The sequence below is a fragment of the Tenacibaculum piscium genome (assembly GCF_021390715.1).
In the GTDB taxonomy this organism is placed as follows: Bacteria; Bacteroidota; Bacteroidia; order Flavobacteriales; family Flavobacteriaceae; genus Polaribacter; species Polaribacter piscius.
This window is the reverse complement of record NZ_JAJGWT010000002.1, coordinates 259,097-281,710: the sequence shown is the minus strand read 5'-3', so window position 1 is coordinate 281,710 and position 22,614 is coordinate 259,097. Positions and strand designations below refer to the sequence as shown.

General features: G+C 31.2%; 18 protein-coding genes. 3 read left to right on the top strand and 15 right to left on the bottom strand.

What is annotated here, in order from left to right; genetic code table 11:
• Window positions 1-11 precede the first annotated feature (11 nt).
• Complete coding sequence (gene rimK / locus L0U77_RS03445; protein ID WP_233883102.1) at window positions 12-1,382, top strand: 30S ribosomal protein S6--L-glutamate ligase; 1,371 nt, start codon at window positions 12-14, stop codon at window positions 1,380-1,382.
• Between the two features lie 127 nt (window positions 1,383-1,509).
• Here the strand turns inward: rimK and L0U77_RS03440 are convergent, their stop codons facing one another.
• From L0U77_RS03440 to L0U77_RS03420, 5 genes are all read right to left on the bottom strand, one after another.
• Entirely contained in the window at window positions 1,510-2,625 is a 1,116-nt protein-coding gene (locus L0U77_RS03440; protein ID WP_233897550.1) for an NTP transferase domain-containing protein, read from the bottom strand.
• 1 nt (window position 2,626) lies between these two features.
• Complete coding sequence (moaC, locus tag L0U77_RS03435; protein ID WP_233883106.1) at window positions 2,627-3,103, bottom strand: cyclic pyranopterin monophosphate synthase MoaC; 477 nt, start codon at window positions 3,101-3,103, stop codon at window positions 2,627-2,629.
• 4 nt (window positions 3,104-3,107) lie between these two features.
• Window positions 3,108-4,349: a molybdopterin molybdotransferase MoeA gene (locus L0U77_RS03430; RefSeq protein WP_233900739.1), complete on the bottom strand. Its 1,242-nt coding sequence runs from the start codon at window positions 4,347-4,349 to the stop codon at window positions 3,108-3,110.
• Window positions 4,350-4,412: 63 nt separating this feature from the next.
• Window positions 4,413-5,453, bottom strand: coding sequence for an aldo/keto reductase (locus tag L0U77_RS03425; RefSeq protein ID WP_233900738.1), 1,041 nt, complete (start codon window positions 5,451-5,453; stop codon window positions 4,413-4,415).
• Window positions 5,454-5,582: 129 nt separating this feature from the next.
• On the bottom strand, window positions 5,583-6,770 hold the full coding sequence (locus L0U77_RS03420; RefSeq protein WP_233900737.1) for a phosphoglycerate kinase: 1,188 nt from the start codon (window positions 6,768-6,770) through the stop codon (window positions 5,583-5,585).
• A gap of 203 nt (window positions 6,771-6,973) precedes the next feature.
• Between L0U77_RS03420 and L0U77_RS03415 the strand changes: the two genes are divergently transcribed.
• Window positions 6,974-7,396, top strand: a complete 423-nt coding sequence (locus L0U77_RS03415) for a molybdenum cofactor biosynthesis protein MoaE (protein ID WP_101918437.1) — start codon at window positions 6,974-6,976, stop codon at window positions 7,394-7,396.
• A 15-nt stretch (window positions 7,397-7,411) separates the two neighbouring features.
• On the opposite strand, the gene L0U77_RS03410 is transcribed toward L0U77_RS03415, so the two are convergent.
• Window positions 7,412-10,186 (bottom strand): PD-(D/E)XK nuclease family protein, encoded by a 2,775-nt coding sequence (locus tag L0U77_RS03410; RefSeq protein WP_233900736.1) that lies wholly within the window; start codon window positions 10,184-10,186, stop codon window positions 7,412-7,414.
• A gap of 76 nt (window positions 10,187-10,262) precedes the next feature.
• On the opposite strand from L0U77_RS03410, the gene L0U77_RS03405 reads away from it, so the two are divergent.
• Entirely contained in the window at window positions 10,263-11,057 is a 795-nt protein-coding gene (locus L0U77_RS03405; protein ID WP_233900735.1) for an amidohydrolase, read from the top strand.
• A gap of 68 nt (window positions 11,058-11,125) precedes the next feature.
• Here L0U77_RS03405 and L0U77_RS03400 read toward each other — a convergent pair whose 3' ends face one another.
• From L0U77_RS03400 to hppD, 9 genes are all read right to left on the bottom strand, one after another.
• Entirely contained in the window at window positions 11,126-12,106 is a 981-nt protein-coding gene (locus tag L0U77_RS03400; RefSeq protein ID WP_101918440.1) for an acyl-ACP desaturase, read from the bottom strand.
• 38 nt (window positions 12,107-12,144) lie between these two features.
• The gene (locus tag L0U77_RS03395) at window positions 12,145-12,876 is read right to left on the bottom strand and encodes a lysophospholipid acyltransferase family protein (RefSeq protein WP_233883116.1); all 732 of its coding nucleotides are present in this window, start codon (window positions 12,874-12,876) and stop codon (window positions 12,145-12,147) included.
• A 73-nt stretch (window positions 12,877-12,949) separates the two neighbouring features.
• A complete protein-coding gene (locus L0U77_RS03390) occupies window positions 12,950-13,357 on the bottom strand; it encodes a hypothetical protein (protein ID WP_101918663.1) in 408 nt (135 codons plus the stop codon).
• Between the two features lie 155 nt (window positions 13,358-13,512).
• The gene (locus tag L0U77_RS03385; protein WP_338126506.1) at window positions 13,513-16,269 is read right to left on the bottom strand and encodes a TonB-dependent receptor; all 2,757 of its coding nucleotides are present in this window, start codon (window positions 16,267-16,269) and stop codon (window positions 13,513-13,515) included.
• Between the two features lie 138 nt (window positions 16,270-16,407).
• Entirely contained in the window at window positions 16,408-17,979 is a 1,572-nt protein-coding gene (gene pgi, locus L0U77_RS03380; RefSeq protein ID WP_233900734.1) for a glucose-6-phosphate isomerase, read from the bottom strand.
• A gap of 20 nt (window positions 17,980-17,999) precedes the next feature.
• Window positions 18,000-19,265, bottom strand: a complete 1,266-nt coding sequence (locus L0U77_RS03375) for a peptidoglycan DD-metalloendopeptidase family protein (protein ID WP_233883119.1) — start codon at window positions 19,263-19,265, stop codon at window positions 18,000-18,002.
• Between the two features lie 132 nt (window positions 19,266-19,397).
• Window positions 19,398-20,192: a DUF3108 domain-containing protein gene (locus L0U77_RS03370; protein WP_233883126.1), complete on the bottom strand. Its 795-nt coding sequence runs from the start codon at window positions 20,190-20,192 to the stop codon at window positions 19,398-19,400.
• A gap of 101 nt (window positions 20,193-20,293) precedes the next feature.
• Window positions 20,294-21,214, bottom strand: a complete 921-nt coding sequence (locus L0U77_RS03365) for a tryptophan 2,3-dioxygenase family protein (RefSeq protein ID WP_233899940.1) — start codon at window positions 21,212-21,214, stop codon at window positions 20,294-20,296.
• Window positions 21,215-21,315: 101 nt separating this feature from the next.
• Window positions 21,316-22,476: a 4-hydroxyphenylpyruvate dioxygenase gene (hppD, locus tag L0U77_RS03360; RefSeq protein WP_233900733.1), complete on the bottom strand. Its 1,161-nt coding sequence runs from the start codon at window positions 22,474-22,476 to the stop codon at window positions 21,316-21,318.
• Window positions 22,477-22,614: the final 138 nt, after the last annotated feature.

The following is a 22,614-nucleotide window of genomic DNA, read 5'->3' as shown; positions in this document are numbered from 1 at the left end:
AAGATATTACATTGAATAATTTAAAAATAGTAGGAAGCGAAGAATGGTGTTCGTTCGAAAATTTTAGTATTCCAGCCATAAAAGCACGAGTAGATTCAGGTGCAAAAACCTCCTCGATACAAGCAAATAATATCACTCCTTTCTTTAAGGGAACTGAAGAATGGGTTCGTTTTGAGGTAAATCCATTACAAGAAAATAGAAGTATCAGTATTGCTTGTGAATCAAAAGTACATGCAAAACGTTCTATTAAAAGTTCTACTGGAATATCCGAAGAACGCCTTGTAATAAAAGCTCCTGTAACTTTAGGTGAAGCTACTTTTGATATCGAATTAACCCTTGCCAACCGAGATTCTATGGAGTTTCGAATGCTATTAGGACGTGAAGCCTTGTCAAACGGTTATTTAGTAAATCCATCAGAAACATATTTGCTTCCAGCCTTTAGTGAAGGAGATATTGATGAAAAATACGCTGCTTTTAAAAAAGAAAAAACAGGTTTAAAAATAGCCTTATTAGCCAGTAATCCTTTGTTATTTAGCAACAAACGTATTATGGAAGCAGGGCGTGCAAGAGGACATGAAATGGTCTTTTTAAATGTGCAGCAAGCCTATATGAAGTTTGATGCCAAAGAACCTCAAATACGCTACAGAGGCGGAAATATTATAGATGAATTTGATGCGATTATTCCTCGTATTAAACCCTCAGTAACCTTTTATGCCTGTGCTTTAATCCGTCAATTTGATGCGATGGGCGCTTATTGTTTAAACTCTGCGGATGCAATTAATCAATCAAGAGATAAATTATTAGCGACCCAATTATTTGCTAAAAACGATATCCAAGTTCCTATTACAGGTTTTGCAAATTCACCTTTAGATACTAAAGATTTAATAAAAATGGTAAACGGAGCACCGCTAATCATTAAATTATTAGAAAGTACCCAAGGAAAAGGCGTTGTTTTAGCAGAAACCACCAAAGCCGCAGAAAGTGTAATTAACGCTTTTAAAAGTGTTAAAACCAATATTCTTGTTCAAGAATTTATCAAAGAAGCCAACGGACAAGATTTACGCTGTTTTGTAGTGAACGGAAAAGTGGTAGCATCGATGCAACGACAAGCAGAAAAAGGGGAGTTTAGAGCAAATATTCATCAAGGAGGATCGGCATCTAAAGTTAAAATTACTTCCGAAGAACGAAAATTAGCCATCAAAGCAGCAAAAGTTTTAGATCTTCCTGTAGCAGGAGTCGATATTATACGCTCTAACAAAGGACCTTTATTATTAGAGGTAAATTCATCACCAGGATTAGAAGGTATTGAAGCCGCAACAGGGTTAGATATTGCTAATATTATGATTGAAGCTATTGAAAGAAAGCTAAAATTCAAGAATTAAAGAGGCTTATTAAAAGCTAAAAAACATATGAATTAAAAGCAAACAGCCCATCTTATTAAAATGGGCTGTTTTTAGTTATAAAATTTTTATTAGAAGCAATTTCCCGCTTTGCACACTCGCTTTTTTGCTAAATTTCAAGCATTTTTTTTGCCATTTCAAACTCTTCAGGCGTGTTAATATTTCGAATCAAATCATCATCAACTTCCACTATTTCAATATCAGAATTAATTAACATTTTTCGAGGGCATGAATATCCTTGAGCAATATATTGCAATAATTTAGTGTATGCTTTTGGCTCATAAATAGTAATTAAAGGCTCAGGAAACTCCCTGTTTTTTCCTTTAATAGCCGTAGCTATTTTACTAGGATTTCTTTTTTCTAACAATAATTTAATAAGCGATTTATCAACAAAAGGAACATCCGTAGCAAGTACCAACCAAGCCGAATTAGGGTCTTTTTGAAAGGCAGAACAAATCCCACTAAAAGGGCCTAAATTTAAAAAAGTATCTTGAATTTCATCCGAAGAAGCTTGTACCGAAGAAGTTTGTACCGAATAAAAAGTTTCTAAAAGAGTACTTTCTAACAATTCTTTAGCGTGTTGTTTTTGCGGTTTTCCGTAATATTCTAATTCCGATTTATCCGTTCCCATGCGGGTACTTTTTCCGCCAACCAAAACCAAACCTTTTACAGGTGCAATATGTTCTTTGATTACATTTTCAATATGTTGTGTAATTTTGTCAATTTCATCAATTTCGTAACAAGTTATGTTTTTTATCTGCGGAAATTTTTCTAGTAAACAATCAAAATAAGGAACATCCGAAGTACGTTTTATAATAAATTGAATGTTGGTTATTTGGTCTAATCTTTTTTCAATAGACGCTTCTTTTTCGGCATCTAAAATTAAAATTTGCTTGGCTCCTTGATAATGATTTCCGTTGATAAACACCAAATCATGATTTATAAATTGCAAGCGTTGTTCAAATTTATTAACTGAACTTGTGGTCTTAATTTCTAAATTTCCTTGCTGATGAAACGTGTATTCGGTTAGTGTATTTTGAGCAACATCTTTGGCATGAGAAGCATCAAAATAGGCTAAATTATAATTTGATAATTTTAAAGAAACATTCTGTACTAAATAGGCAATTATACCGCAATTTGTTCCTAAAATAGCTACTTCATTTGTAGCGAAAGTATCATTTTGTTTTTTAGTAATTTTTGCGTGTTTTTGATGTTTTTTCTCCATTTTAAGCGCTTTTAATATCAGATTTACCACCAGTTTTTTCTAGCAACTTTATTTCTTTAATAATCATTTTTTGATTGATCGCCTTACACATATCATAAATGGTCAAACAAGTTGCCGATGCGCCTGTTAAAGCTTCCATTTCCACGCCAGTTTTTCCTTCGATAGTAACTTTACAAAACACTTCTAAATGTTCATTATCAATAATATTGATGTTAATATCTACGCCGTTAATTAATAAAGGATGACACATGGGAATAATATCTGACGTTTTTTTTACCGCTTGAATACCTGCAATAATTGCCGTTTGAAAAACAGGTCCTTTTTTGGTGATTACATCATCATTTTTAAAATGAGCAATAATTTCTGAACCTAAAAACATCGTAGCTTTTGCAATTGCCGTTCGTTTCGTGATTTTTTTATCAGAAACATTGACCATTTTAGGTTGATTCTGCTCATTTATATGGGTGAAATTGCTCATTATTTTATTTTTTATATCTAATCAAAGGAAATAAATCTCCTTTTTTAAACTCGGTATTTTCTGTTTTAGGAATTTCAATAAAACCATCAGCATTTACCAAACTCGCTAAATCAGCTGAGCCATTTGCTTTTATTGGAGTTGCTAGTATTTGTCCGTTTACGTTTTCTAATTTAACTTGTAAAAAGTACGTAAGATTGGGTTTAAAAATAATATTTTCAGAAAGAACAGCAAATTGTTTATCTTCTTTATTTCCGATTGATTTATAATACCAATCATAAAAATAAACCAAACAATTTACAAAAGTAGCAATTGGATTTCCAGGAAAAGCAAAGACAATTGCATCATTTTTTTTAAGTTTTGGATAAACATCCTGCTCACTAATACCTAAAGACGCTATGCGTCCGAACCAGAAAGGTTTTCCTGGGCGTTGCGCTACTTTATGAAATAATTTATTAACACCTAATTCAGCAAATACTTCGGGTAAAAAATCAAATTTACCTTTACTAACTGCACCGCTACATAATAGTACATCGTATTCTTGTAAATAGTTGCTTATTTTTTCTTTTAAAATTGATTTACTATCTGTAATATGAACAATTTCTGAAGGAATATGTAATTCCTTTAATAAGGAAACCAAGGTATAAACATTCGATTTTCTAATTTGATACTCTAGCGGATTTTCATGTACATCAACTAATTCATCACCAGTAGAAATAATCATTACTTTAGGCTGTTTTGCTACTTTTACAGTTGATTTTCCTACCGTAGCAATTACGCCGATTTCGGCAGGAGAAATAAGGCTGTTTTTATGAATTAAAACATCGTTTTCTACGTTATCTTTTCCTTTCGGATGTACATTTTGATTTGCATTAATTGTATCAATAGTAATTTTTGCAATTCCATTTTCGAGAAGAACATCTTCATATCTTATTACGGTATTGCAATTATTTGGCAACACAGCGCCCGTCATTACTTCAATGCAATTTGCTGAATTTTTCAGGGTTAATTGTACGCTTCCTGCAGGTTGAATTCCTTCAATTTTAAAAGTACGTTCTCCATTTTTAAAATGAATATAATTGATGGCAATTCCGTCCATAGCAACCCGATTGAAAGGAGGGAAATCTCTATCGGCAAGAATATCTTCTTTTAAAATTCGTCCAACAGATTCCATAAAAGGAATTTCTTCTGTTCCAAAATCCAACGTATTTTGTCGTATTATCTCTTTTGCCTCTTGTACTGAAATCATCTTTTTATATTTTAGAAATTTTTAAAAAATATTCTCAAAAATCTTAAAAAATTTATTGTGCAGTTATGGAGCAGGATTTGGAATTAATGCGTGTACTGCTTCAATTTCATTTAAAATTTCTTCGGATAAATCAATATTTATAGAATTGATATTTTCTTTCAACTGACTCATTTTTGTTGCACCGATAATATTACTGGTCACAAACGGTAATTGGTTGATATATGCTAATGATAATTCAGCAAGTGTTAAATCATATTTTTGGGCAATTTTCAAATATTCGGAAACTGCTTTTAACGAACCTTCGTTCATATAACGTGCTATAAAACGTGGAAAGAGCGTTCCTCTTGCTCCTTCGGGATGTTTTCCATCTAAATATTTCCCTGATAAAACACCTTGTGCTAGTGGAGAATAGGCTAATAAACCAATATTTTCACGCATTGAAACTTCACTCATTCCAACTTCGTATCCTCTATGAATTAAGGAATATGAATTTTGAACGGTACTCATTTTTGGTAAATTATGTTCTTCTGAGGTTTGCAAATATTGCATTGTTCCCCAAGGCGTTTCGTTGGATAAACCAATATGTTTTATCTTTCCTTGTTGTATTAAATCATGTAAAGTTTCTAAGATTTCTACATGATTTTCGGCTTCTTTTGCTGATGTTTGATACGGATAATCACGCACACCAAAACAGTTTACGCCACGAGAAGGCCAATGTAATTGATACAAATCTAGATAATCGGTTTGCAAACGACCTAAACTTCCTTCAACGGCATCAATAATATTTTGTCTTGTAAATCCGCCAGTACGAATATGTTTAGTATAATCTCCGCCTCCAGCAATTTTACTTGCCAACACTACTTTATCACGATTTCCTGTTTTCTTAAACCAAGAACCGATTATTTTTTCAGTAGTTCCATAAGTTTCAGGACTTGCTGGAACAGCATACAATTCGGCAGTATCAAAGAAATTTACGCCTTGTTCTAAAGCATAATCCATTTGTTCGTGTCCATCATTTTCTGTATTCTGATTTCCCCAAGTCATGGTTCCTAAACAAATTTTAGAAACTTTTACATTGGTATTTGGTAGTGTTGTGTATTTCATTTTATCAATTTAATTAGCATTCTATTTTTTCGACTATATTTCAGAGCCTGTTTAAATTTTAAAGAATCTGTCAGTTCGAGTGATTTTTTTCTTTCAGATGAAATTTAAACAGGCTCTTAAAAAGATAGCTTATTTTAAAATCGCTTCAATTCCGGGTAATGTTTTTCCTTCTAACATTTCTAACATTGCGCCTCCTCCTGTGGATACGTAACTTACTTTATCACCAAAACCAAACTGTTTTACAGCGGCTACAGAATCTCCTCCTCCAACTAAAGAAAACGCCCCATTTTCAGTTGCTTTTGCAATAGCATTTCCGAGTTCAATCGTTCCTTTTGAAAAATTATCCAATTCAAAAACACCTAAAGGACCGTTCCATAAAATGGTTTTAGATTTAGCGATTACTTCAGCAAATTTTTCTGATGTTTTTGGTCCACAATCAAGTCCCATCCAACCATCAGGAATTTTTGTAGTATCTACAATTTGCGTATTTGCATCATTCGAAAAAGCATCGGCAATTACGGCATCAACAGGCAAGTGTATTTCGGTATTTTTTTCTTTTGCTAATTTCAAAATAGCCAATGCTAAACTTAATTTATCATCTTCAACTAATGAATTTCCAATGTTTCCACCTAGAGCTTTGATAAACGTAAAAGTCATTCCACCACCAACAATAATGTGGTCTACTTTTTCGATAATATTTTCAATAACTCCGATTTTAGACGATACTTTTGCGCCTCCTAAAATAGCTGTTACAGGTTTTTCTGCATCATTTAAAACTTTATTAATGCTTTCTATTTCTGTTGATAATAAATTTCCAAAACATTTATTTTCTTGAAAAAATTGTGCGATAATTGCTGTTGAAGCATGCGCTCTGTGTGCCGTTCCAAAGGCATCATTTACATAAATATCACCCCATTTTGATAACTTTTCAGCAAAGGCAATATCTCCTGCTTTTTCTTCTGAATAAAAACGTAAATTTTCTAATAATAAGATTTCTCCATTTTGTAAATTGGCAACTGCTTGTTGAACTTTATCGCCAATACAATCGTTCACAAACTTAACTTTAACGCCTAAAATTTTGGTTACTTCAGCAACAATATGACGCAATGAGAATGCTTCTTCTTTGCCTTTCGGTCTTCCTAAATGCGACATTAACACACAACTTCCAGCATCTTCTAAAACTTTAATAATTGTTGATTTTGCTGCTTGAATTCTAGTTGCATCTGTTACTTCAAATGCATCATTTAAAGGGACATTAAAATCTACACGAATTAAGGCTTTTTTATTTTTGAAATTAAAATCGTTTAGTGTTTTCATATTTTTTTATCTATTTTTTGAGGTGTTGTTTGCTGTGTTTTGTTATTTACAAAAATAATTATTTAAATCCGATTCGTTTATAGAAGCTTTATAGAATTTGAAGGAATAAACGTATATATTTGTTACTTTTACCTCCTTTTACTTTTTTTTATTATTTTTTATTATTTTTCTTATTTTTCTTATTTTAAAGATATTTTAATTTTATGAATACCACTTTTATCAAAATTACTTCTGACACATTAAATTTACAAGAATGTTATAATTTTGTAGTTGATGATACTTGTGGTGGAATTGCTTGTTTTGTAGGAACAGTTCGAGATTCAACACAACATAAAAAGGTTACTCAGTTAGATTTTTCAACTTATAAACCGATGGCAATTAAGGAAATGCAAAAAATTGCTGATTTAGCACTTACAAAATTTAGCATTAAAAAAATTGCGATTCATCATGCGGAAGGCTTGTTACAAATACAGGATATTCCTGTAATTATTACGGTTTCATCGCCCCACAGACAAGCTGCTTTTGATGCCTGTCAATTCGCTATTGATACCTTAAAAGAAACCGTTCCTATTTGGAAAAAAGAATATTTCGAAGATGGGGAAGTTTGGGTAAATGCGCATCCTTAATCAAGATATATTCTTTTAATATGGCAAATCGGCGGGTTCAATAAAAGGAATATCAATATTGAATATTTCTTTTAAAAATTCGTTTATTTCATCCATAAAATCGGCTAATCTTTCGGGAGTTATTTCATTATCTACGCCACCTTTTTTAGGTGAAAAATTCATATTTAAAAATCCACTTTTCAAGTTTTTAAACGATATAACACCTGCTTCAAAATTATTTGAAGTTTCTAAAGCACTAAGTTGTTTATTTTGAGTGAACAAAAACGCATATAGCATTACTTGAATGGCTTTATGATATTTTAAATCTCTTAAATTTTCAAAATCAGTCAGTTTTAATTTTGATGCATCAACAAGTCCTGTTTTATAATCGATGATTCGAAGTGTACCATTTAATTGGTCTATTCTATCGACTTGTCCGTGTATTTTTATGGGAAAATCGATGCCTTCTACATTTATTTCGGCACTTAAATACTGTTCGGTTGCGATAATTTTTAGTTGATTATTTTCATCTTGAACTATTTTTTTTTCTTTTGATAAAAAGTTCAATACAAAACGATTGGCAACTTCAAAAATCAACCTATTTTTTCCTGTTGAAATAGCACCATTTTTAAAGTGTTTTGAAAAATAATACGTTACTACTTTGGGTGTTTTTCCTTGCATTGTCGCTACATTTTCAGCGGTTAAAAACTGTCCGACAAAGGGTTTGTATAATTCTTTTAGTGCATCATGAACAACCGTTCCCATGGTATTTGTTGCGATGGTTTCTTCTACATTTTCAAACTCGCTAATATTTAAAATTTTCTGTTTATAAAATGCTATCGGATTGTATAAATAAGTAGTTAAAGCCGATGGAGAAATACCTTTTTTGGCAAGTTCTTGTAAAGAAGCTACTATTTTTTGATCTTTCTTAATTTCCTTTAATTCAACAGGCGCTGTAACTAATTTCGGACTGATTGTTTTTTGAATAATATCGGTTCGCATCATTTCCAATTGGGTTACAAAACGACTTTTTTCACCGCTTCCAAAAACATCGTGTTCGGTATTATATAGGATAAAAATATTTTTGGCACGTTGCAATAATCTAAAAAAATGATACGAAAAAAGTGCCTCTTTTTCATTATGAGTAGGCAATCCGAATTCTATTTTCACATCAAAAGGAATGAACGTATTTTGCTGACTACTTGCGGGTAATACGCCTTCATTTACCGAGGTAATAATTACATTTTCGAAGTCTAACATACGAGTTTCTAAAACACCCATTAATTGCAATCCTTGCAAAGGTTCTCCTTGAAAAGACAAACTCTCAGATTGTATTAATTGTTTAAAAAATTGATGTAATGTTTTTAAATCTTGTACATAATTAAATTCGATATGCAAGGTTTGTAATTGCATAAATGCGGTATAAAATCGGAATAAATATTCTTTTTCTAAATCGGTTGCTTTATCTTTTAAAACACTGATTAATGCTAAAATTCGCGCTAAAAATTCGGAAATTGTAGTAAATGGTTTAAACATTTCTGCCATAATTTGTTGTATTTCGGGAGCTAATCCTTCGAAAAAAACAGCTATTTTGGCATTATTTATAAAGGTATTATTTTCTTGAACAATATTCAAAGCGATGGTATCGGCAATATTTTCAAGGGCATCAATTTGCAGAATTTTATAAATTGCAGGATCTTTTACAAACCGAATAATATCTTTATGATAAAATGCATTTACGTCTTTTTTCTGTAATTTTTCTTGATTGATAAATAATTGAAAAATAGCAAAAATCAAGCTTGTTGTCGGAATATCTTTTAGCGGATATCCCATGGTAATATTGATGGCTTTAACACTTTCGGGTAGTGAATTTAAGGTAATTGGCAAGAGCGTTTCATCAGCCAATACTAAAGCGGTATTGTTATAATTTGGTAATTTTGATAAAATTTCACCAGCGTGTTTTATTTGCGTTATATTTTTTGAAGCGCCAATTACTTCTATATTTTTAGGTGTTGCAAAATAATTTTTGATAGTTTCTAGCTCATTTTTGGTGCTTTTTTCATAGTATTTCCAGTTTTTTTTATATTTTCTTAAAAAACTTCCCGCTTGATGACTTCCTTGGTAAAATGTTTTATCAACATCCCAATATACGTTGGCATTTCCTGCGGATAAAAATTCTTGAAATAAAAATTCTTCGGCAGTATTTAAGGCATTAAATCCGATGAAAAAATATTTTTTATCTTGATTTTTTTCGATAAAACTCGCTACTTTCTTCGTTGCTTCTCGATACAAAACACCTTGATATCCTATTTTATTTTCCAATAAAAATTGATAAAAAATAGTGTAAAATTTTTCTAATCGTTCTATAAAAGAGAAATGGTCTTTGATGAGTTCGGTTTCTTTAAATTCTCCTTTTACCGACCATTTTTCTAAGCGATGAATATCTCGCAGATACACGAAAATTTTAGTCGGATCAATTAAATGTTGGTCGATTTCATTAAAATCTTGTAACACAGTAAATGCCCAAGTCGAAAAAACATCAAACGAAACAGGATGCTGTTCAACTTCTTTATAAATCGTATAAAAATGAAATAATAATTGAACAGCATCAGCTTTCTTTAATTCTGAAATTTCTTCTACAAAATTTCCAATATTCAGAATTTCAGGTAAAAAACCTGCTAAAATTTTATCTTTAAAAGATTGTTTTACAAAAACTCCCGCTCTTTGCGATGGAAGTACAAAAACCACATTTTCAAAGGATTTTGTCGTTTTTAAAATGGTTTCTAAGGTTTCAGAAATAAAGGAATTCATAGCGGTTTTTTTAATCAATCCAAAGTACAAATTTTATCTTATTTTTGAGAAGAATAATCACTTCATTTTTTAAATAATGACGACTCACAATACACTTAAAATAGCACTGATTCAATCGGATATTATTTGGGAAAATCCAACAATAAACAGGCTACATTTCCAAGAAAAAATAAACAAACTTTCTTCGGATATCGACTTGATTATTTTACCCGAAATGTTTACCACGGGTTTTAGCATCAAAGCAAATCATTTAGCCGAGACAATGAATGGTGATACGGTGAATTGGATGCTAAAAATAGCAAAAGAAAAAAATTGTGCTATTACAGGAAGTATTATTATCAAAGAAAAAGGCGAAAATTCACTTTATTTTAACCGATTATTATTTGTACATCCTTCTCAAAAAATAGATTTTTATGATAAAAAACATTTATTTACCCTCGCTGATGAACAAAAAGTTTTTACAGCAGGACATCAGAAAAAAATTATAACGTATAAAGGTTGGAAAATTTGTCCTTTAATTTGTTATGATGTGCGTTTTCCTGCATGGGCAAGAAATCAGGAAAATTATGATATCTTATTATATGTTGCTAGTTGGCCGAGTTCAAGAATTGATGCTTGGGATAGTTTATTAAAAGCACGTGCCATTGAAAACATGAGTTATACCATTGGCGTAAATCGGGTTGGAACAGACGAAAACAGACATCAATACAACGGAAATTCGGTTAGTTATGATAGCCAAGGAAAATGTATTGTTAAAAATAATACAGGCGAAGAAGTTTCTTTACTTATTGAAATAGATAAAAATAAACAAGATAAAATCCGTCGTAAATTTGGATTTTTAAACGATAAAGATACATTTATTTTTGACTAATTTTCTTGATATTTTTTACATAAAAAAAGCAATCCTAAGATTGCTTTTTCTAGTATTTTTTTTATTTATTATGCTGGAATCATCCATTTAAAATTGAACTTTGTATCAGGAATTGTCATACGTTCGGTAATTCGATACATTCTATCGGGTAATTTCATTAAATAATCACGGGCTTTTTCAGCTTCTGGCGTTAATCCTGTAATTTTATCAATCTCCCAAGCGGTATTTAATTTTCTGATAATATCAACATAATCAAAACCTGTATAAACACCAACTCTTTGTGCAACAGTTGAAAAATCGTCAAATAAACTTCCTTTTGCTTCAAAAGAATGTCTTAAATGATACGCTGGCATCACGATTTTATGCTTCATCATATGTTGAAAAGCCAACATCATTTCGCTTGGATCAATCGCAAAAATTTGCTTGATAAATTCGGTATATGCCAAGTGATGACGCATTTCATCTCCAGCGATAATTCGAGACATTTTTGCCAACGATTTATGCCCTTTTTCTCTGGCTATTTTCCCTACATTTAAGTGTGAAATATAGGTCGCTAATTCTTGAAAACTCGTATATACGAAGTTTTTATACGGATCACTTGCCGTTCCAATATCAAAACCATCGGTAATTAAATGCTGTGTCGTAATTTCTACTTCACGCATATTTACACGTCCTGAAAGGTATAAATATTTATTCAACACATCACCATGACGGTTTTCTTCAGCTGTCCAAGCACGAATCCATTTTGCCCATCCGTTATCGGGATGTTGGGTAACGCCATCTAAATCCAATAACCAAGATTCATAGGTTGGTAAGGCTTCTTCGGTAATGGTATCGCCTACTAAAACGACCCAAAAATCATCGTCTAATTCTTTCGATAATTCTCTAATTTCTTCTACTTCTGCGATAAAAGTATCTTTTTGTGAGTTTGGTAAAAAATCGGTTGGTTGCCAAATTTTCTCTGCTGGTATTAAAAATTTATCAACAAAAGTATCGATATTTTTTTCCAACGTTTTCATTACTTCCTTTCGGATATTTTGTATTGACATACTATAGGTGTTTATTGTTGTTTGTTTTGTTTCTATTTTTAGCAATCGATTGCTTCTTTAATCGTTTTTTCTACACTGATTGCTAACTCATTAAACGGTAAACTGTTTACTTTTATTGGCTTGTGTGTTTTTATTTTGATAGGACTTCCTAAACCTAGTGGGAATTTACCATATTTAAATACTTTCCATGAATTATTAATCGTTAATGGCACAATGTAAGCTTCAGGATTGTGTTTTGTTATCATTTTTAAACCATTAGGCGAAAATGATTTTGGTTCGCCATTTCTACTTCGTGTTCCTTCAGGAAAAATAGCAGCAGACCAGTTATTTTTAGCTATTCTTTTGGAAAAATTTGCCAATTCGGTTAATGCTTGTCTTGAATCTTTTCTATCGATTAAGGCGGCGCCTCCGTGTCTTAAATTAAAGGAAATACTTGGGATTCCTTTTCCTAATTCTTTTTTGGAAACAAACTTCGGATTGTGCTTTCTAAAATACCAAATAATTGGTGATATATCAAACGTACTTTGATGATTCGACACAAATATTAAAGTAGTATTTTCTGGTAAATCATGCTCATTTTCCACATCCACTCGGATTCCTAAAATTAATAATGATTTAATTAAAAACCAATTCATAATATTCACGACCTGTTGATGTCCTTTTTGACCAAATAATTTTAAGCCCAACCATTGTAATGGATGAAAAATTAGTAGTAATGAAAAGAAAACTACTGCAAATATTGCCGATATAATATAACTTAAAAACTTCATTAGTATCTTTTTAATAGTATACAAAAATAAAAAATCCCGCGAAAGCGGGACTATATATTTCAATTAAAACGAATTAAATCCAATTACTCCAAGGAATCCTTGATAAAATCAGCAATAATGCGATTCCGTAAAAAATAGCAAAGGTTTTAAATTTGTCTTCACTTTTTACTTGTTTCTTATGTTTTGACCAACCAACGGTAATTAATACAATCGCAATTATCATCATTAAAGGATGTTCTAAAGCTAATAATCTTACAGGAGCATCTTTCATTTGGCTTAATCCGCCTTGAAAACCGCCCATAAAATACACCACAAATCCTAGTAATAATTGAATATGTGTGGTTATCAAACTGAATAACCCTAAACGAAATTCTTTATGAGTAAATTCTTTTTTCTGTACCAATCCTACAATGGCATTGACCACTGTATAAATTAATATTCCGACCACTATATATGCCCAATAAGAGTGTAATACTTTAATCATAATATACTTGTTTAATTTTTGTTAGTTCTTGTTAGTTTTTATGTCCTTTTTTGTTACTGACAAATTTAGTGAATTTTATGCATAAAAAAACCACCTCGATTGAGGTGGTTTTTAATAATCTTATTTTGTTTACTATTTAATAAAATTTATTATTAGAAACTAAATCTAACAGAAGCATTCCAAGTTCTTCCAAATCCGAACCATACTTGATTTTGAACATCAATACCATCATTAAGTACTGAACCTTCTCTTTCATGAATGTTTGTTTTCGATTCTGAAATATATTTTGTGTCAAAAACATTATTTACATTTACTCTAAATGATAAAGCGTGTTTGTCATCAAAATTCACTTTATAAGAAACTCCCGCATCAAATAAATTATAATTAGGTAACTCTATAGCACCCTTATTTTCTGGTTTTTCAAACTCTTCATCTATAGGAGAAAAGTCTGCGTATAAATTACCTGCATAATTCCAATCCGTATCTACTTTAAAGTTTTCAAGGATTTCATACGTAAGTCCTAAACTTGCGGTCATTTGTGCTGCATCTCCAACTTTTACATCTTTAAGATATAACGTTGATTCTCCAATTTTTTGTTGATTATCATCAAAAACGGTCGATGTTACATTGTCTTTATAAATCCAATCTCCATAAGAAAATGATCCTTTCACTTTTAGTTTTTCGATTGGTCGAACTGTTACTTCTAATTCTGCACCAGAATGTAATTGCTCAATACCATCAAAATTAGCAGTACCTGAAACTCCTGCTCCTAAATCAACTCCTCTTGTTAACCATCTATCTTTCCAAGAAGTTCTGTATAAGTTTACAGAAGCCGTTACAAATTCCGATTTAAATCCGTATCCTAATTCAAAAGAAGAAATTGTTTCGTTATCTAAATCTTCGTTTACAGTATTCGAAAAATTTGGAAAAACGGCATCAAATTTTGGTTGTCTTTTAATAAGTCCTGCGTTTGCAAATACGTTATGTTCTTCGTTGATATTATAATTAAGTCCACCTTTTACGTATCCTCCTAAAATATCTTCTTTTTCACTTTCTGCATTCGCTTCTGAATAGGCAAAATAATCTATTCGTTGGTATTTTTGATTTGATAATCCAGCTTGTAATACTCCAGATATTTCATCATTTTTATACTCTAAAATTCCGTTAGTACCTAACCAATCAACTTTACCGATATTGTAGTATCCAATTTTAGGAGAATCTACGATATTAGCAAAAGGACTTGCATCAGAAGTTCCTGAAACAAATACACCATATACTGGTTTACCTTTATCATCAAAAGTGGTATTTTTATTTTTATTAGCGACACTTACATAACCATCTAATCCTAATAAATCGTTTACAACTCTGTAGTGGTATCCTGTATATTTTCTATAATCGACACCAACACCAAAAGATAATTCTTCAGTAATATCATATTTCAAGTTAGAAATTACTCCGTACCAGTCATGAGAATTAATTGACGATCTTCTAATAGCAACATTATCGCTAATACCATCTACTTTAGAATATTTATTATTTGTTCCTATTTTTAATCCTTTATAGAATTTATTATTTCCTGTATAAGAAGTTATTGATTTATTATTCGCAACAATTCCATCAAAATCGATAAGTCCTGTTGTAGCATTTCTATAATCTAATTGATTTCCTTTTGGATTTAATACGTCATCAGAAATTGATTTATTGTAAGGATAAATTTCGAAGTTTCTACCTCTAGAACCTGTTCCACCACCACGTCCCCAAGAACCGTAGGCAACAGTAGATAATCCTAAATTATCATTAATATCCCAATCCCAGTTTAACGATGCAATCGGTTTGTTATAGAAATTTCTTCTAAAAGAATATTCTCTTCCGTTTAAATATCCCCAATCGGCGTTATATTTTGTTCCAAAATTTAATTGATCTTCTAAAGTTAATGAAGCTGATCTTTGGTTATGCCATTGGCTTGATCCTGTTAAAGAGAAATTAAATGAATGTTCATCAGATGGCTTATATCCTACAGCTAAAAAGTAAGTATTTCCTTCTCCTTTAGTTCCGTCAACATATCCATCACCTTGCCATGCTCCAAACAAAGCACTAAATGCCCAACCTTTTTCACTTAATCCTGTATTGTATCCGACAACACTTTTAAAGTAATTATCATTTGCTGTAGAAAATTTAGCAAAACCGCCTTCTTTTTTATCAGCAGCTTTGGTTATCACATTAATTGTACCTCCCACAGAAGGAACGGCTAATTTAGAAGCTCCTAAACCTCTTTGAATTTGTACTCCTGAAGCAACATCTTGCAAACCAGACCAGTTAGACCAATATACTTTTCCATTTTCCATATCATTTACGGGTTGTCCGTTGATGATAATCGCAGTATTTGTTTGATCAAATCCTCTTACATTAATTCTAGAATCTCCAAAACCACCTGAAGATTTTGTAGCATATACAGAAGGAGTTGCTTTTAATATTTCAGGAAATTCTTGATTTCCCATTTTTTCTTGAATCTCTGAAGCTCTAATTGTAGAAACAGCTACTGGCGTTTCTCTTTCTTTAGCGATATCTAAAACACCTTTTCCAGTGATTACAATTTCATCTAAAACATTAGAAGGAGCTAATTTAATAGTTCCTACATTACTTTTTGAAGCTGAATACGTAATTTGTTTAGTAACATATCCAATAAAAGACACTATAATAACTCCTGATTTTAGTTTTGTATTTACTACAAATTTACCGTCAAAATCGGTAGCAGTTCCATTGGCAGTTCCTTTTACAAGAATACTAGCTCCAGGTAATGGTTGTCCTGTTTCATCAATTACGGAACCTCTAAGTTTTGTTTGTCCTAAAACTGTCGCTGTTACAAAGAACAGTAGCATTAATACTAGGTTTGTTAAATTCTTCATCATTAATATTATTAATAGTTATATTATTAAATTCAGCGACAAAGGTCTTCCATTTACATCGTGCTAATATTAACTTAATGTTAAGGTTTTTAAGAGTTCCTTAACTAAATTAACAGGAATATTGATATTTAAAGCGTTAAATTATTCATTAATTAATAATTTTTTAGCAAGTTCTTTACCAAGCTCTACACCGAATTGGTCAAAAGAATAGATATTCCAAATAACTCCTTGTGTAAAAATTTTATGTTCGTAGGTTGCGATGAGCATTCCTAAGGATTTAGGCGTTAATTTTTTTAGTGTAATTGCGTTACTTGGTCTGTTTCCTTCAAACACTTTATAGGGTAATAATTTATTTATTTGAGCTGCTTTATTTTGAGTTTTTAATTCTAGATGAATTTCTTCTTTGGTTTTTCCGTATGCCAAGGCTTCCATTTGGGCATAATAGTTTGCCATTAATTTTTCATGTTGGATTGTTAATCCGTGTAATGGTTCTTCAAAACCGATAAAATCGGCAGGAATTAATTTTGTTCCTTGATGCAGTAATTGCATAAAAGCATGTTGAATATCGGTACCAGCTCCTCCCCAAATAACGCCACATGTTTGATACTTGATTTGATTTCCTCCTCTATCGACACTTTTCCCGTTACTTTCCATAATTGCTTGTTGTAAATAGGCAGGAAGTTTGCATAAATATTGGTTATAAGGTAAAATTGCTTCGGTTTCTGATTTAAAAAAATTGTTAGACCAGATACTTAATACACCTAAAATTACGGGAATATTTTCATGAAAATCGGCTGTTTTAAAGTGATTATCAACTTTTTCTGCGCCGTTTAAGAGTTCTTTAAAGTTGTCGAAACCGACGGCAAGGCTAATTGATAATCCGACAGCTGACCATAAAGAGAAGCGTCCTCCAACCCAGTTCCACATTGGGAAAATATTTTTTTTACGGATACCGAAATCAATTGCTTGGTCGATATTAGAAGATACGGCGACAAAATGTTTGGCAATATCAGTAACTTCTGCTGATTTTAAGAACCAATTTCTAATAGTGGTTGCATTAGTGATGGTTTCATCGGTTGTAAAAGACTTTGACACGATTATAAACAAAGTAGTTTCAGAGTGTAACTTGCTTAAAATTTCGTATACATGATCGCCATCAATATTAGATACAAAATGAGAGTTTAATCTATTTCGATAAAACTGTAATCCTTGTACAACCATGCTTGGTCCTAAATCGGAACCTCCCACACCTATATTTACAATATCGGTAATTGGTTTTCCGGTATAGCCTTTCCATTTTTCAGAAATCACTTTTTTACTAAAGGATTTCATTTTTTTTAGGCAAGCTTGTATTTTAGGTTTGATATCTTCTCCATCGACAAAAATGGGGATATCAGAATTGCTTCTTAAAGCGGTATGTAGTACGGCTCTTTCTTCAGTTACATTAATTTTAGCTCCAGAAAAGCATTGATTTATGGCATCTTTTAGTTTGGTTTCTTTGGCTAAGGAGATTAATAAATCGAGTGTTTTTTGGGTAATATGATTTTTAGAAAAATCAAGTTTTAGTTCTTCTAATTGAACAGAGAAGCGTTCTTTTCGTTGTTTATCATTACGAAAAAGTGTTTTTAACTCATACTTTTCAGCCTCACTAAAATGATTCGTTAATTTTTTCCAGGCTTCTGTTTTAGTTGGATTAATGTTCTGTAAAGGCATAATAAATGTACGGTTAATAATTATTTTTCAACAATGGTACTACTTGATTTCACAGCAATAATAGGACTCGAAATTGGTGTTTTTGCAGGCAACTGTATACGTTCTAATTGTTTTTTTAATGGGGCAATATACTCCATAAATATCGGCTTAATTTTAGGCTTTAAAGGTGCTGCAGTGGGAAGTTTTTGTTTAAAAGGATCAACTTGTTTACCATTTTTCCAAAATCGATAACAAACATGAGGACCGCTAGTATTTCCTGTCATTCCTACAAATCCTATAATATCACCTTGTCTTACATAATCTCCTACTTGTACATTTCGGCGTTTCATGTGTAAATATTGCGTTGTGTAGGTATCATTGTGTTTTACTTTTACATAATTCCCATTCCCTCCACGCCTTGCAGAAGCAATTACAGTTCCACTTGAAGTAGTCATGATAGGTGTTCCATATTTTGCAGCAAAATCAGTTCCTTTATGTGGTCGAACTCTTCCGTAAAGGGCTATTTTTCGTCTTAAATTATAACGTGATGAAATACGATATTGAAATTTAATAGGTGATTTTAAAAATGCTCTACGCAACATTTCTCCTTTTTCGTTATAAAATTCGGGTACTTTAGTTATCGAATCACCTACAAATTGATAGGCATATAAATCTTCTCCTTTATGATTAAAAACAGCAGCTTTTACCTTTCCATATCCAACAAAAATGCTATCATTTATAAATTTTTCTTCATAAATTAATTTAAAATGATCTCCTTTTTGTAATCTATAAAAATCGAGTGTCCATGCGTATATATCGGCAACGGTATTGGTTAAATTGGCGCTTAATCCTAAGCTATCCATCGTTACCGATAAATTTGATAGAATTTCTCCTGCAACCTGTTTTTCGATTGTTTTTATTTTTTCACGAACTTTATAAGCTGAAATGATGGAATCATTAAAATTGATAATCGTGGCATCTACTTTATTGTGTTTGTAGATAAATATTCGTGCTTTTTGTAGGGAATCGTTGGAAGTAAGTACGGTATATTTTTTTCCTGAACGAATACGCCTCACATCAAAAGTATCTTTAATAGTGGTAGCTATTTCATTAATTTTAGGATACATCACATGATGACGGTCTAAAATAGCCCCAAAACTTTCACCATTTTTTATGGTGTCATTAATCATTTTAAAATTATCTAAATTAAAACCGTATGCATAGATTGATGCTGGTTTTTCAATTTGTATTGTTTTTTTAATGGTTGATTTTTCTTCTTTTTTACAAGAAAAAAAAATACTAATCATTAAAAAAACAGAAAAAAGGAGGAGACTATATTTTTTCAAAAAAAGTTGTTTAGAATTAAGTTTGCTCGCAAAAATACAAATAAAAAGTTTTGATTATTGCACTTTAACAATAAGTAAACAACTTATTTACTATTAATTTAAAACAAGGTCAAAAGGATTTGCCAAGCCTTTGTATTGATCCAACTCAGCTCTTAGAGAACCTACCGATAAAGAAGCATTTATTTTTACGGGTATTTTATTTTTATCGGCAGTTATCCAGATGGTAACGCTTTCTTGGGCTTTAAATACGCGTCCTGCTTGTACGATAGGTCTAAATTTTTGAGTTTTTATTTTTCCAAATTTTGTTTTTACGATTTCATTTCCTAAAAAACGTAATTTGAATGGATAACTTTTATTATCAAAAAACATATCAATTTCTATTTCTTCGCCTTTTTTCATGTTTTTGGTGTTGTAACTTCTCAAAAAATAGAATGAAGAAATCATATCTTGTACATTTACGGCAGGAATGATGGTATCTTTTTGTTTGATAAAATCTTGAATATGTGCGGTATTTTTTTGTTGATTAAAGCTAATTTGTTTATTTTTTTGATGTCCTCCTTCGTTTATTTTTCGTTTAAAGAGGTATGGTTTTCCTGATTTTTTATCAAAATACGATTGATATTTATCTTCAACTTTAAAAAACCATTTTATCATTCCTGTAGTCCATCCTTTTCCAATTGCATGAAAAACGGGTTTATTTTGTATTGTTTTTTCATGTAAGGATAAGGTTGCGTTTCCTGCTTTTAGGAATCCGCTATAGCTCATTTTAAATTTCAGCCATTCTCCGTGTTTAAAGGCGGGTATTTTTTGTTGATTTTCTTGATTCTTTTGACTAAAAGTAAGCAGACTACAAAATAACAGGCAAATAAATATGATATTCTTTTTCATAATATTAAAACTTATATTTTATATAAGTAAAACAAATATTGTTCCAAAAAAAGCCTGTTTAAATTTAAACAGGCTTTTTATATCTATTTTATATTTTTAGCTTAAAAAACACCCCAATTTTTTAACTCTTCTTCGCTCCATAAATTAGGGAAAAATATTCTTCGTTGATATTTAGGATGCATATATTTACGCCAATTACTTCCTCCAGTAGCTTCTAAATCTTTATCGCCACCACCTAAATATTTTCCTGCCGCATCGTAATGAGCCATCACCCATTTTATATTTACGGTATAATCGTAATGACGCATTGCTTGTATCAGTTCGTCACTTTGTTGTACTTCTTTAGGTAATTCTTTAAATTTTTTAGAAAGATTACAATTTTTATAATTTTCTATCGAATCAATAAACTCTTTTTTATATTTTTTTTCAAATAATTTAATTAAAGTTGATTTTTCTCCTGTTTCATGGTTTACTCCTGCTGCTTGCCAATACAAATGATTATAGGTATTTTCAAGTGAAGCATCGATATCAAAAGTAGCTCTATATCGTGCATCTATCAAGTTAATAATTTCTGTGGATGCAAATTCTATTTGACGATATTGTGCGCTTTGAAAACCACTTGCAGGCGTTAAAGCAGTTCGAAATTTCAAATATTGATCAATATCCATTCCATCTTGCATTACGTTAAAAGAATTGCAAAGCATGTCAAAATAATTACTAACACGCATTAAATGTTTCGAAAATTTTTCGGCAGTAATCGCATCTTTTGTAAGGGCAATTTGATCTAGTTCCCATAAAATCATTTTAAACAATAACTCATTTACTTGATGATACATGATAAAAACCATCTCATCTTTTTCTATTGTTCTAGGAATTTGTAATCCTAATAAAGCATCGGTTTGAATATAATCCCAATAGGTTATTGGACTACTATGAAGCAATCCTTCGAGCATTGTTTCTAATGGAATATCTAATTTTTTATATTTTTCTTCTATTGCTTTTAAAATTTCTTCTTTATTCATTTTTATATTTTATATAAAAATTAGTATTAAAAGAACCATTAAAATAAGCTGTTTAACTTATTATAATGGCTCTTAATTTATCTATATTATAATTAGAATAATTATAACGTTCCTCTTTTTGATTGTTCTCTTTCTATTGATTCAAATAAGGCTTTAAAATTACCTGCTCCAAAACCTTTAGCGCCCATTCGTTGAATTATTTCAAAAAATAATGTTGGGCGATCTTCTACTGGTTTTGTGAAAATTTGTAATAAATACCCTTCTTCATCGGCATCAATCATTATTGATAATTCTTGTAACTTAGAAATATCTTCTTTCATCATACTCATATGTTCTCCTAAACGCTCAGGAATTCCATCATAATATGCTTGTGGTGGTGGTGGTAAAAATTCTATTCCGTTTGCTTTTAATTGTGATACTGTTTTAATAATATCATCGGTAGCAACGGCAATGTGTTGTACTCCTTCACCTTCGTAAAAATCTAAATACTCTTCAATTTGTGAACGTTTTGCTGCTTTTGCTGGTTCGTTAATAGGAAATTTAATTCGCCCATTTCCGTTACTCATTACTTTACTCATTAAAGCAGAATATTCGGTATGAATTTGCTTGTCATCAAAAGATAAAAAGTTTACAAATCCCATAACATCTTCGTACCATTTTACCCAAACGTCCATTTGATTCCAACCAACATTTCCAACCATATGGTCGATATATTTTAAACCTGCACTTGGCGGGTTATAATCTGATTCCCATTCTGTAAATGCTGGCAAAAATACGCCTTTATAATTTTTTCGTTCGACAAATATATGAACTGTTTCGCCATAAGTATAGATACCTGCACGAATTACTTCACCATGTTCATCTTTTTCTACGGTTGGCTCTAAATATGATTTTGCACCTCTTTTGATGGTTTCTTCATACGATTTTCTTGCATCATCAACCCAAAGTGCAACTATTTTTACACCATCGCCATGTTTTACAATATGATCGTTTATTGATGATTTACTATTTAATGGTGATGTTAAAACTAAACGAATCTTATCTTGTTTTAATACATAACTTACAGAATCTTTCGAACCTGTTTCTAAACCTTTATATGCATGCGACTGAAAACCAAAAGCTGTTTTGTAAAAATGTGCCGCTTGTTTTGCATTTCCTACATAAAACTCTACATAATCTGTTCCTAAAAGTGGCAAAAAATCTTGTGCACCTTCAAATATTTTTTCTAAACCGTAATTTACTGATGTTACTTCTTTTGCCATTTTGTTCTGTTTTTTTTGAAGCTTAACAGATTTTTAAAACCTGTAAAATCTTTGTTTTTTTTATAGATAATATCTTTTTAAAGATGATAAATTATTAAATTAACACTAAACTTGGTAAATTAGTTTAGCCCTGATTGA